The organism is Actinotignum vesiculae (assembly GCF_051267215.1).
GTDB classification, from domain to species: domain Bacteria; phylum Actinomycetota; class Actinomycetes; order Actinomycetales; family Actinomycetaceae; genus Actinotignum; species Actinotignum schaalii.
On record NZ_JBOZGG010000001.1, the window covers coordinates 55,070 to 67,838 of the forward strand.

10 protein-coding genes and 1 tRNA gene are annotated in these 12,769 nt (G+C 60.7%); 8 read left to right on the top strand and 3 right to left on the bottom strand.

The genetic code is table 11. The features are described from left to right. Nucleotides 1-2: 2 nt before the first annotated feature. The 5 genes from ACRQHG_RS00230 (at nucleotide 3) to ACRQHG_RS00250 (ending at nucleotide 6,949) form a co-directional block, all read left to right on the top strand. Complete coding sequence (locus tag ACRQHG_RS00230) at nucleotides 3-332, top strand: hypothetical protein (protein WP_435713120.1); 330 nt, start codon at nucleotides 3-5, stop codon at nucleotides 330-332. Between the two features lie 70 nt (nucleotides 333-402). After that, nucleotides 403-1,038: an ATP-binding cassette domain-containing protein gene (locus ACRQHG_RS00235; protein WP_435713119.1), complete on the top strand. Its 636-nt coding sequence runs from the start codon at nucleotides 403-405 to the stop codon at nucleotides 1,036-1,038. Between the two features lie 81 nt (nucleotides 1,039-1,119). After that, nucleotides 1,120-3,819, top strand: a complete 2,700-nt coding sequence (locus tag ACRQHG_RS00240; RefSeq protein ID WP_435713118.1) for a hypothetical protein — start codon at nucleotides 1,120-1,122, stop codon at nucleotides 3,817-3,819. Nucleotides 3,820-3,909: 90 nt separating this feature from the next. Further along, the gene (locus ACRQHG_RS00245; protein ID WP_435713117.1) at nucleotides 3,910-4,980 is read left to right on the top strand and encodes a ribosomal RNA small subunit methyltransferase A; all 1,071 of its coding nucleotides are present in this window, start codon (nucleotides 3,910-3,912) and stop codon (nucleotides 4,978-4,980) included. Between the two features lie 25 nt (nucleotides 4,981-5,005). Then, nucleotides 5,006-6,949, top strand: a complete 1,944-nt coding sequence (locus tag ACRQHG_RS00250; RefSeq protein WP_435713116.1) for an ABC-F family ATP-binding cassette domain-containing protein — start codon at nucleotides 5,006-5,008, stop codon at nucleotides 6,947-6,949. A 109-nt stretch (nucleotides 6,950-7,058) separates the two neighbouring features. Here the strand turns inward: ACRQHG_RS00250 and ACRQHG_RS00255 are convergent, their stop codons facing one another. From ACRQHG_RS00255 to ACRQHG_RS00265, 3 genes are all read right to left on the bottom strand, one after another. Continuing rightward, complete coding sequence (locus tag ACRQHG_RS00255; RefSeq protein ID WP_435713115.1) at nucleotides 7,059-8,249, bottom strand: ABC transporter permease; 1,191 nt, start codon at nucleotides 8,247-8,249, stop codon at nucleotides 7,059-7,061. Beyond that, entirely contained in the window at nucleotides 8,249-9,307 is a 1,059-nt protein-coding gene (locus ACRQHG_RS00260; protein WP_435713114.1) for an ABC transporter ATP-binding protein, read from the bottom strand. Before ACRQHG_RS00260 ends, ACRQHG_RS00255 begins: the two co-directional genes overlap by 1 nt. 274 nt (nucleotides 9,308-9,581) lie before the next feature. After that, nucleotides 9,582-10,292: a TetR/AcrR family transcriptional regulator gene (locus ACRQHG_RS00265; protein WP_435713113.1), complete on the bottom strand. Its 711-nt coding sequence runs from the start codon at nucleotides 10,290-10,292 to the stop codon at nucleotides 9,582-9,584. A 70-nt stretch (nucleotides 10,293-10,362) separates the two neighbouring features. Here ACRQHG_RS00265 and ACRQHG_RS00270 point away from each other — a divergent pair. The 3 genes from ACRQHG_RS00270 (at nucleotide 10,363) to ACRQHG_RS00280 (ending at nucleotide 12,707) form a co-directional block, all read left to right on the top strand. Then, nucleotides 10,363-10,433: transfer RNA gene (locus ACRQHG_RS00270), tRNA-Gln, on the top strand. A 68-nt stretch (nucleotides 10,434-10,501) separates the two neighbouring features. Then, nucleotides 10,502-11,614: a bifunctional UDP-N-acetylglucosamine diphosphorylase/glucosamine-1-phosphate N-acetyltransferase GlmU gene (locus ACRQHG_RS00275; RefSeq protein WP_435713112.1), complete on the top strand. Its 1,113-nt coding sequence runs from the start codon at nucleotides 10,502-10,504 to the stop codon at nucleotides 11,612-11,614. A 109-nt stretch (nucleotides 11,615-11,723) separates the two neighbouring features. Continuing rightward, nucleotides 11,724-12,707, top strand: coding sequence for a ribose-phosphate diphosphokinase (locus ACRQHG_RS00280; RefSeq protein ID WP_016443229.1), 984 nt, complete (start codon nucleotides 11,724-11,726; stop codon nucleotides 12,705-12,707). Nucleotides 12,708-12,769: the final 62 nt, after the last annotated feature.

The following is a 12,769-nucleotide window of genomic DNA, read 5'->3' on the forward strand; positions in this document are numbered from 1 at the left end:
CCATGAATGTGGTGCGAAGCACGGTATTGGCTGGTGCGATGACGCTGATCTCGATGGTCGGGCTGCGGTCAGTGGGGCTACCTTGGTACGCCTGGGTTATTCAATTTGTGATCCTCGTGGGTGCCGGGTTGGCGTGGGGGAAATTCCTGGATGGGCAACCTGGGGATTCTGGGGAATCTGGGCACTCACAGGGTTCTAAGGCTTACGGGGGTTCACCGGATTCCAGTGGTGTAGCGGGCCGGCGGCAGCGCCGCACAATCGCCTTGCTCATCGCGGCGGTGGCGGCTGTGATTCTTATTCTTGTGTATCTCTGCTTGGTCACGTGGGTGTGACCAACCGGGGGTAGGGGCCTTATAAGATCACACGCTCCGTAAGTTAATGCTCGAAGGGAGGCGGTTAAAAATGGATTGCAAGACCCTCATAGGTTTTGGAGCGGTGAGCTTGGTGTATTCGGTATCTGGCAAGCCGAATAAGGTTATTTTTGATGATCTTACTTTCTCGGTAGAGCCCGGGAGCATTACGGCGGTAGTTGGCCGCTCGGGCTCGGGGAAAAGCACCGTCCTCGATGTGGCATATGGAAAGCTGCCTCCCAGTTCGGGAAGAGTCTCCTGGTGCGGTAGAGATCTCAGTTCTCTGCGTGAAAGCGAAGCGCAACATATCCGGCGCGCAAATATTGGGTACGTGGACCAGAAAGCGCTTTTACTAGGCGACCTAACTGTCCTCAAGAACGTTATGTGCGGGGGCGTTGATAAGACCACTGCACACTCATGGCTGGAAAAGCTTGGTGTTGCAGATATTTCGGAAAGCCGGGGAGCGAAGATTTCGGGTGGTGAAGCTCAGCGGGTAGCGCTGGCACGAGCTCTTGCAAAGCAACCTGATCTACTGATCTTGGATGAACCCACCTCGTCGCTTGATCTGGGAAACGCGCACGTGGTTGCCGAGATTTTACAGTTGGAGGCACGGCGGGGAGCCGGTATTCTTGTCGCCACTCACGATGACGTGATTGGGGCCATTGCTGACACGAAAGTGACCCTGTAAATGTTCCGGCCCAGTTTGAAGCGCAGTTCTGTTTACGTGCTCATAGCGCTGTTTTGCTTCGCGTGGGTCTTTGCCTCGCACATGGCATACTCCCTCGCCGGGGCCAAAATGGATGACGAATGGCGTGGACGTTACGACATTCTGGTCACCGATAACAAGGCAGGCGAAGCCCTCTATTCCTCACGTGATAAAGCCGGAATGACGCTGCTGGAACAAAACTATGCAGCGCAGACCTTGCCGGAGTTGGAATCGCGAATACTAGAAGAAGTGAGAAAAATTGAGGGTGTGTCAGTGGCGGCACCGGTCGGTTTTCTCGGCAGTTACAAAGGATTTTGGGTACTTCCGCAAATTGCCTCGGACAGAATAGATTTCCAAACGTCACCTGTGAAGAGCTATCGCGTCACATGGCAAGTGCTTGAGTCAGAAACTAAGGTTCTGGATAAAGGCACGGCGCAATATAACCTCGACGCCACAGGAATCATTGCTCGGCCCACGCCCACCGGCGGTGAACCCACCGGAATCCAGTCGCATATAGGCATGCGACCAGAGCTCTACCGGTATCACTATCCAAGCGTCACCATCCCGGATGAAAACTCAGTTCTTCTCACGGCTTTTGCGCTGCCAGATGTGGCAACCAGTGTCGCAGTAGTAGATCCCGTATCGGAACGTGAACTTTTGGGATCGTCGGGAGAATGGCTCAATCCTCTTATTGAATTCGACAAGGTAGTTGAACATAAATTGGGCCTTGGAGATCCTCTTAGTGCAGATGATCTCGCGGCTCTTCCGAACGGTCTTGTCGTTACTCAGCAAGACCTTGCTCTGGCACAGGAAGCAAGATCGGGAGAAGGAAACGAGGCGATTGCGCCGCTCGCTGCAATGCCAGGAATGGCGGAACGTGGTCGCCCGGTGCCATGGCGGGCATATGGGATGAATTCTCAGATATTTGGATACGTTGCTAACCAGGATTTCTCACCGAATATCTCTATTTCTGTTGCCATAGAGAGCGTCGACGAGCATGGAAAAACGGTGGATGCAGTCGAGCAACGCATTGATCTGGAGCATGACAATGGTCCCTTTGGCTCGCGTGCGTTTTTGCTGCCTCTTCCAGAACAGGGAGGGGAAACCTACGGGCGAATAACTGAGACCTATACCAATGGCGCTTACGTTACTGTCGATAATGTTTTCGCTCCGAAACTCACTCCGGTTCCCGCGGGCGAAACGGCGGTGGAAGATGAAGCTCCGCCGCGTGCTCAGGCTGACGAGGAATATCGGGCTAGCTTTGTGGCGAATCCCGTAGGCATTGCTCCCCTTTATACTTCTTATAACGAGTCTGACGCTCTAGCCGCGCAAGTAACTCCGCAGGAGATTGGAGCAGAGATTACGTATCGCGCGACCTCTCCTTTAGACCACTCTCTTGGCTCGGTTGTTCGTGACGGTGGCGCCCCCTTTGAGGTTGGTGAGTTCACTCCGCAGCAAATAAAAACGGATGACGCACCTGGCACGGATCCTCTCGGAGCGCTCGGACTTTATTCTTCAAATTACCTGATGCAGGGAAGCGAGCGGATTGACCACCTCCGCTCAGGACTCGGTGTTGCGCTGAATCCACCGTCGGCAGTGGTTTCTTACGGAAGTGCGGAAGCCCTTGCGGAGGAACTCCCTATCAACGCTATTAGAGTACGAATCGCGAATCTTGAGGGCCTAACTCGGGAGGATGCGCTCGTAGCTATCGGGAAAGTGGCTGATCGAATCCGATCCTTAGGTGTAGATGCCAGGGTAGTGGCAGGCTCATCACTCGGAACTGCGAAGATTTGGGTACCGCAAGCTGCGGGCCAAACCGATAGCGAGACCGGCCGTCAAGACGTGGAAGCGCTTGGCTGGGTCGATCATCGCTATGTTGTGCTAGGCGCGGCGGATTTCATGGCAAGCCTCCTCACCACTCTGGTGCACTCCACCGCGCAGGCTGGCGGCATCCTCATCATCGGTGTGATTGCGGTGGTGGGAGCGGTGGAATTTGCCGCGAGACGAACCAGATTCAATGTTCTCAAAAATCAAGGATGGTCCTCATCCTCATGTCTTGCAACCGTTCTTCGGGAAGAATCGTGGGGGCTGATTCTCCTCGCATGTGCCCTTGTAACGACGGCACTGTTTTCAGTGGCGGAACAACCTCGATTACTAGCAGGCATTCCGCTTGTTTGTGGGGCTGTTATCTATGCGCTCCTTCTTACCCTTCCGCTTCGTTACGCCAATAGAAGGAGTGGCTCGAATCTTCCGCGAATCTCTCTTCTAGGCTGGTTAACCGTTGCTGAGGGGCTGTTTATCGGAGTGTTCTGCGCGCTACTTGGTGAAGTAGTAACAATGATCGTGTGGTTCCGGAAGGGGGCCCGCGGACTGGATATTGGTGAAGCTCTTGTTGAAGTATTACTACCTGTGCTTGTAGTCCTGGCGGCAGCGGCGGGCCTGGTAGTGAGCGTGCTGCTTCTCCTGGCGCGTAGGAAACAAACCGCTGTGCGGGATCTCAAAGAATTTGTGTACTGGAACTTGGGCTGGAGTACAAGGAAGATCCGTACCGCGCAGGCAGGTGTCTCATTTATCGTCGCTATGTGCTGTGCCTTAGTTGGTTGGATAGTCTCCGTGACATTGATCGGAGCCGGAATGGACCGCGGCCTGTATTGGATTGTTTTTTCTTCGGCTGCTGTCATCCTGGTTCTCATCAACGGTCTCGGTGTGAACCCATCTACTCTCCTGCGCCGTTTTCGCGCGAGTCTACGTTTGCAGCGCTGAGAGGCGGGAAGGGACTTTCGTAACTCTGGGAATCGCACCTTCCTCCGGGCCGTGCTTCGAGAGCGCGAGTTAGCCGGGTACACTGCATCTGTGGTTGCCAATCATATTGCTCAACAGGACTCGCCCGGTAACAGCTCGCCAGGGAACACGCAGCCCGGTAGCACACCGCTCGGTAGTGAACCGGCCAGTGATACCCCGGCTGGCAGCACCCCGGCTGGAACTGCCCTCCTCACTCCGGTGGACGTGCGCGCGCTGTGCACGGCCCTGAATATCCGCCCCACCAAAACCCTGGGGCAAAACTTCGTGCACGATGGCGGCACCGTGCGCAAAATCGTGCGGGAAGCCGGGGTGGGCCCGGGGGATAAGGTCCTCGAAATTGGCCCGGGCCTGGGATCCCTCACCCTGGCGCTCCTGGAAAGCGGTGCCTACGTATCCGCGGTGGAGATCGACTCCGCCCTGGCCGCCGCGCTCCCTGATACCGTGGCGCGCCGCCACAGCACTCCGGAGAATTTCGCGCTGCTGCACGCGGATGCCCTGAGCATCACCGGGCCCGAGCAGCTCGCTTGCCCGCCCGCGCTCCGCACTGGCCAGACCGAAGCCGCGGCAACCGCCACCGTAACCGCCAGCACCGGCGCTCCCGGCAGCACGCAGCACTTCGCCCCCACCGCCCTGGTGGCCAACCTTCCCTATAACGTAGCGGTACCGGTACTCCTCACCCTCATGGAAGCCCTGCCCAGCCTGGAAACCATCACCGTGATGGTGCAGCTGGAAGTCGCCGACCGCCTAGCCGCCGCACCCGGCTCCCGCACCTACGGCGTGCCCTCCGTGAAAGCCGCCTGGTACGGCAGCGCCACCCGCGGCGCGAAAATTTCCCGCCACGTTTTCTACCCGGAGCCGAATGTGGATTCCGCCCTCGTCCACCTGCGTTTGCGGCCCGCGCCCGGTACCGATGACCTGCGCGAATGCGTTTTCACTGTGATCGACGCCGCTTTCGCTCAGCGGCGTAAAACTCTGCGCAGTGCCCTGGGTTCCTGGGCCGGCAGCCCGGCCGCCGCCGAAACCATCCTCCAGCGGGCCGGGGTATCACCCCAGGCACGCGGGGAAACCCTCACCATTGACGATTATGTGCGGATCGCGCAGGCCCGCGAACTCTTCAACTAAAAACCCATTCCAAGGACCACCAGCTATGGCACATTTACTTTCGGTACATGACGTGGGCGTCAGCCTGGGAAGCCGCGATATTCTCAGCAACGTTTCCCTGAGTTTAGAGGACGGCAGCCGCATAGGCGTCGTCGGCCCGAACGGGGGAGGGAAAACCACGCTGCTGCGCCTCATCACCGGAACGCTCGCGCCCACCAGCGGAGAGGTGATCCCGACCAATACCGCAAAATTTGCCACGCTCACTCAGGCCGATGAGCTGCCCGATACCACGGTGCTCGAGGCGATTCACGCCGGCACTGCGCGCCACGAATGGGCCAGTGACGCGCGGGTGCGGGATCTGCACGCCGGCCTGCTGCCCGATATTCCCCTCGAGGCGCGGGTGCGTGAGCTTTCCGGCGGGCAGCGCCGGCGGGTGGCCCTGGCCCACACCCTCACGCGGGACGCGAATATTATTATTCTGGACGAGCCGACCAACCATTTAGACGTTGAGGGGATTACTTTCCTGGCGCATTATATTAAGGAACGTTTCGGTGGGCCGCGCCCGCGCGGGGCGCTGGTGTCCGTCACCCACGACCGCTGGTTCCTGGATGCGGTGGCCACGCGGCTGTGGGAAGTGGTGCCCGGGGTGGAAGGCCCGCGCGGGCAGATTCCCGGCCGGGTCGAAACCTACGAGGGCGGGTATTCGGATTATATTTTCCAACGGGCCGAGCGGGAACGCCAGGCCGCGCTCGCCGAAGAAAAACGCAATAACTTATTGCGGAAGGAGCTGGCGTGGCTGCGGCGCGGCGCCCCGGCCCGCACCTCCAAGCCGCGCTTCCGCATCGAAGCGGCGGAAAATCTTATCGCGGATGTTCCGGCCCCGCGCGATACCGTGGAAATGACACGCATGGCCGCCGCCCGCTTAGGCAAAGAAGTGGTTAATCTTGAGGATGTCAACCTGCGCTACGGCAATGGCCCGGACATTTTACGTGGGGTGACCTGGCGGATTGCCCCGGGCGAACGCGTGGGGATCCTGGGCGCGAACGGCGCCGGGAAATCCTCGCTGCTCGCGCTCATCGCCGGGCGCCTCCAGCCCACTTCGGGGCACGTCAAACGCGGTGCCACCGTGAAACTCGCGGAACTATCCCAGCACACTCGCGAACTCGATGAGGTTGCGGATTTGCGGGTGGTGGAGGCCGTGAACGACGTCGCAGCTCGCGTGCAGGTGGGGAAGAAGGAACTCACCGCGAGCCAGGTGACCGAGCGGATGGGATTCACCCGCGAACGTGCCTGGACGCGGGTCAGTGAACTTTCGGGCGGGGAGCGGCGCCGTCTGCAATTCATGCGCCTGCTCATGGCCGAACCTAATGTGCTGCTCCTGGACGAACCGACGAATGACCTGGATACCGATACCCTCGCCGCGATGGAAGATGTGCTGGATGGCTGGCCGGGCACCCTCATCGTGGTCTCCCACGACCGCTACCTGCTCGAACGCATGACGGACCGGCAGATCGCGGTGCTCGATGGCCACGTGCGGGATTTGCCCGGCGGCGTGGATCAATATTTGCGGCTGCGCGAAGAGGAGCGGGGTGAGCGCGCGGGTGCCAGGGGTGCGGCTGGAGCGCGCGCAGGTGTGGGTGCGGGTGCTGGCGCTCGGGCTGGGGCGGGTGCGCGGGCTGGCGCCGGCGGTGCAGGCGGCTCGGGCAATTCCGGGGCGGCACCTGCCGCGTCCGGCGCATCGGGTGAGCGGGCTGAGAAAAGTGCGAGTGCCCTCCAGCGCGAAGCCCGCAAAGAAGTGCAGCGCATCGAGAAACGCATGAATCGGCTACGCGAGCAGATCACCAAGCTGGAGGAGCGCAGTACCGCCTGCGCGGTCAGCGGGGACTATGAGGAACTGGCGCAGATTGGCAAAGAGCTGAGTGAAGCAACTGGCAAGCTCGACGAGCTGGAAGAACAGTGGCTGGAGGCAGCTGAAGTAACCGAGGGCTAAGGCGGGTGCACTCACCCAGCCAGAATGGCCATTTCGCCAGGCGTACACACACGCGGGGCCCGGGAGAATCCCGGGCCCCGCGTGCGTCGTCGTCGTACTACATCAGAATTTAGGCGGCCTTACGGAAAATCTGCGTGAGCTTGACGCGCTCACCCATCCGCAAAATCGAGCGTTCGTAAATCTTGCCGGCCAGGATCGCCAGCAGGAAGACCCCGAGCGCGTTGATGCTGACGGCAGCCAGTTCTTCCACGAGCGGGACCTCGCCGATGGCCGCGCGCATGGGCATCATGAACGGGCCGAAGAACGGCAGCACGGAGAGAATCTTCGTGACCGCGGCCTCCGGCAGCGCCGGAATGAGGTAGAGCGCGGTGTAGAACGGGATGAACTGGAGGAACATGACCGGGGTGTTGATGCCGGCCAGGTCTTCCTGGCGGGACACCGTAGCCGCCAGCCCGCCCACCAGCGCGGTGGCGGTGAAATAGCCGAGCACCATCCACACGACCGTGCGCGCCACCATCCCGGCCAGCCCGAATTCCTGGAGGAAACTGAGATCGGGAACCAGCCCGGAAATGGCCACGCCGGTAATAATCGCGCCGATATAACCGAAGAGGATAACCACCCAGCCGGCGCCCAGGCCCAGCACTTTGCCGAGCAGGAGCGTGCGCGGGCGGACCGTCGTCAAAATAATTTCGACCACGCGGGAAGATTTTTCTTCGACGACGCCGGCGCCTACCGCGCCAATGCCACCCATCACCATGAAGAAAATCAGCATGGCACTCACCGAACCTATAAGGAAACCGATGGGATTCGCTTCGAAGCCGGAGGGAGTGTAATTCACCGTCTGAACCCGGAGATTATTAATGGTATCCAGGTGGGCGAGGACCGTGGCATCCACTCCGGCTTCCTCCAGCATATAGGTGCTCAGCACCTTCTTGAGAGCGGGCAGCTCCTTCGGATCCGGGGAGGTGGCCACGATCTGCGGCTCGAGGGCTGTGCCGGAAATGCCGATTTCCGCTTCCGGTTCTTCGGTGGCCAGCTCGGCGGCGATATTGGAGGTGGGGAGCGCGGCGAAACCAGCACTCTCCAGGTAGGGCTGGAGCTGCGCGGCGCTGGCCTCCAGGTAAATGCTCTGGGCTTGCGGGGCCGGGGCGGCGCCGGTAGTTTCATCATCTCCGCCCAGGAAGACGCGGCCAGCGAAGCCGGCCACAATAGCGATGACCCACATAACCGCGAGGGAAATCATGGTGGCGCGGGAAGCGAAAACGTTCTTGAACTCGCGTGCGAAAACAATGCGTACCATTACTTAGCCTTCTTTCCGAACAGCGAGCCGAGCAGGCCACGCTTTTTCTTGGGGGTGGCCGCGTCATCTTCGTTTGCGGAGGGCACCTGAACAACATCGCGGAACAATTCCGTGAGGTGGGGGCGGCGCTGGGCGAATTCCACCACGGTGCCGGCCTGCTGGGCCGCGGCGAGAAGCGCGGCGGTGGGGTCTGCTGTGGTGTTGTCCGGGTTAGCGGGGCTGTCGGGGTTAGCGGAGTTAGCGGGCGGAGTTTCCACGAGCACCCGGCTTATCCCCGCGCTTAGCGGCGCCTCCGAGGTGCCGGCCAGCGGATCGGGGTGGACGGTGAATCCGGCCTGGCTGAGGGCCGTGTGCAGCGCGGTTTCCTCCGCGCGTACCGCCAGCGCGTAGGGCGGGTTACCGGAATTACGCAGCTCATCAACGGTGCCGCGGGCCACGATATTTCCACCCGCGAGGATCCCCACGCTATCGCAGAGGCGTTCGACTAGGTCGAGCTGGTGGGAGGAGAAAATAACCGGAACGCCCTCATCGGCCTTCTGGCGCAGCGTGTCACTCATGGTGCGCACCGCCACCGGGTCCAAACCGGAGAAAGGTTCATCAAGGATGAGGAGTTCGGGATCGTGAATGAGGGCGGCGGCCAGCTGCACGCGCTGCTGGTTACCGAGGGAAAGCTTCTGGACGGCATCCTCCCGGCGCGAGCCCACCCCGAGGCGATCCGTCCAGCGTTCCATGGCGGCCTGCGCCGCATCCGGGCTCATCCCGTGCAGGCGCGCAAAATACATCAGCTGCTTATCGACCTGCATCTTCGGGTAGAGGCCGCGCTCTTCGGGCATATAGCCGATGCGCTGGCGTGCCGCGAAATCAATGGGCTGGCCATTCCAGGTCACCTGCCCGGAATCTTTACTCAGGAGGCCGAGCATAATGCGCATCGCAGTGGTTTTCCCGGCCCCGTTCGAGCCGACGAAACCGAAGATTTCACCGGGGCGAACCGCGAAGCTAAGATCCTGCAACACTTTGCGCGACCCGAAACTCTTGGAGATGTTCTCAACGGAGAGCATAAAGGGTACGTCCTTGCTATTGTGCGATTGATGAATATTCTAGGGTAGCGCGCCACCCGCCCAGACACGGGCAACCGCCGCGCGCAAGACCGGTGACGTCACCTAGAGCGCCATCGTTCTATTTGCGTGTCGCCGTATAGTCTATGCCACAGCACTGGCGAAACCTAGAACTGAATTTCCGCACGCTCGAACGGTTAGTGCGTTTCCGCGCGCCTGCTCAGTGCGTTTCCGCGCGCTCGCTCGGCGCGTTCTCTCGCGCCGGCTCAATGCCTGCTCAGTGCCCGCCGCGGGTGAGCAGACGCGGCTGCGATTCCAGCCCGCGCAAACCGTTCCACATAAAATTGACCACGTGCTCGGCCACTGTTTCTTTATCTGGTTGGCGCACATCCACCCACCACTGGCCCACCTGGCCGAGCGCCCCGGCCAGCGTTTGCCCGTAAATGCGGGCGTATTGCGGAGAAATACCATTGCGGCCGAGCATGGGCGCCAGCAAATCTGAGGCGTAATCAGCCACATCAGCGATGACGGTGGAGAAGGAATCCCCGCCCAGCGTGGCCGGCGAACGCTGCACGAGGAGGCGAAAACCGTCGTCGTTATGCTCAATATAATCCAGCACGGCGACGACGATGGACTCGAGCACCTCGCGCTCGGGCAGGCCAATGTTCATGCGCGCGGAAAGTAATTCCGTGAGCGTGACGAGCTCGCGATCCACCACCACGTTGTAAATGCCCTCTTTGGAGCCGAAATGTTCGTACACGACCGGCTTGGAGACCTGGGCGGCCGCGGCGATTTCTTCGATGGAGACCCCGTCGAAACCCTGGGCCGCGAAAAGCTCGCGGGCCACGCCCACCAATTGTTTGCGCCGGTCCGCCCGCGACATGCGCACCCTCTTCTTTTCCGGGGTGGGGGCAGGGTTGGTGAGCGTATTATCGGCGGCGCGGGCGGCATCGATGCCGTTCGTGCCCTCAGGCGAGGTCTGTTTCATACTTAGTATTATGCCAGGAGCGCTTCGGTCGGTTAGACTATACCGGTGCCGGCCCGCGCGTCGGCAGTTTTCCGCCATGGTGTAACGGCAACACAGCGGTCTTTGGAACCGTTATTCTAGGTTCGAATCCTAGTGGCGGAACGTTTTCGGGCGCAGCGTCAGCGCCCGTGGCGAAATATAGGGCGCATCGCCGCCAGAAAAGGGAAGGCATGGATCTCTCCGCTGTCGTCATCCTGGCTGCTGGCCAGGGAACTCGCATGAAATCAGCCACCCCGAAACTTTTGCATGAGGTGTGCGGCCGCACCCTGCTCGGGCACGCCATCACCGCCGCGCGCAGCCTGAATCCCTGCCATATTGTTGTGGTGGTGCGTCACGAACGGGATCGGGTGGCCGCCCACGCGCTTGAGCTGGACGATTCGGTCATGATCGCCGACCAAGATGAGATCAAGGGCACCGGCCGTGCGGTGTGGTGCGGGATGGAAGCCCTGGGTGCGGGCGTCAGTGGCCCGGTTCTCGTGATGGCCGGGGACACCCCGCTTTTGGGTGGAGAGATTCTCGGGGAGCTCGCGCGCGCCCACGGGAACAGTGTTCACGGCAGCAGTTCGTGCGGGAACACTGTTTACATGAACGACGACGCCGCTACCGATCTGGCTACTCCCGCCAACCCCGCTGTCACCGTGCTGAGCGCCCGGGTGCCTGACCCGGCTGGCTACGGGCGGATTGTGCGTGATAGCCAGGGCACCATCTGCGCCGTCGTAGAAGATAAAGACGCAAGTGCGCAGCAGCGTGCCATCAACGAAATCAATACCTCCACCTATATTTTCGATGCTGCGTTTTTGCGCGAGGCGCTGGCGACCCTGGGCACCGATAACGCGCAGGGGGAAATGTACCTGACCGATGTGGTGGCGCGGGCGTACCAGCTCGGAGCTGGGGTCGGTTCCTATGTAAGCAGTGATTACCTGGCTGTGGAAGGTGCGAATGACCTGGTCCAGCTGGCGGCGCTGCGTCGCGAAATGAATCGGCGCATCGGGGAAAAGTGGATGCGCAGCGGGGTGAGCATTATTGATCCGGCCACGGCGTGGATTGATGTCCAGGTGGAGCTGGAGCCGGATTGCGTCGTCGAACCTAATACAATTTTGCGCGGAACCACGCGGGTAGCGCGGTTCGGGCACGTGGGACCCGGGGAACTGAGCAATGTCATCGTGGAGGAAGGCGCGCGGGCGCGGCATGTGCACCTGCACGATTGCCTCATTCCGGCCGGCAAATGTGCCCGGCACGCGATTGCGCTCGGGGAAACCGCCCAGCACCGCTGCGGCGGGTAAACACTGTTCCGGCGGTAAACACCGTTTACCGGGTAGCGGGTAGCGCCGCGATCACATAAGCTGACAACGTCGAAAAACCCAAGCAGGCGAAACACATCGGGGGAGCACAATGAGCACGGGAATGCGGGTATCGAACGATAAGCGGCTGGTCCTAGCCACGGGCCGCGCCTATCCGGAGTTGGCGGAGGAGGTTGCGCGCTGCCTGCATATCAGCATGCTGCCCACCACCATCTACGATTTTGCAAATTCAGAAATTTACATCCGCTATGAGGAGTCGATCCGTGGGGCGGATGTTTTTATTATGCAGGCATTCAGCAGCCCCATTAATAAATGGCTGATGGAGACGCTCCTCATGGTGGATGCAGCCAAGCGCGCCTCCGCCAAGCGCATCACCGTGGTGGCGCCGTACTATCCCTACGCTCGCCAGGACAAGAAGCACAAGGGCCGCGAACCGATTTCGGCGCGGCTGGTGGCCGATCTGCTCAAGACGGCCGGCGCGAACCGCATTATGAGCGTGGATTTGCACGCCGCGCAGAGCCAGGGTTTCTTCGACGGGCCGGTGGACCACCTGTGGGCGATGCCTACGCTGGTGGAATACGTCCGCTCCATTATTACCGGCGACGACGCCGTTATGGTCTCACCCGATGCCGGCCGTATTAAGGTGGCCGAGCAGTGGTCCTCGCGCCTGGGCGGAATTCCGTTGGCGTTCGTGCATAAGACCCGCAATATTGAGAAGGCCAATACCGCGAAGGCCAACCGCGTGGTCGGCGATGTGGCCGGTAAGACCGCCATTATTGTTGATGACATGATTGACACCGCCGGCACGCTGGTCGGCGCGATCCGCGTAGTCAAGGATGCCGGCGCGAAGGACGTTATCGTGGCGGCCACCCACGCGCTGCTGTCCGGGGAAGCGGTCGAGCGGCTCTCCAATGCGCCGATTCGCGAACTCGTGGTGACCGACACCGTTCCGATTCCCGATGAGAAGCGTTTCAAGGGCTTGACGGTGCTTTCCATTGCTCCCACCCTGGCGCGCGCCATCGACGAAGTCTTCGAGGATGGCTCGGTGACCTCGCTATTTGACGGCGCGTACTAAAGGTGAGGTAGCCTCACGAGGAGGCGCTGGTGCGATGAGCGCACCGGCGCCTTTCTTGTTGT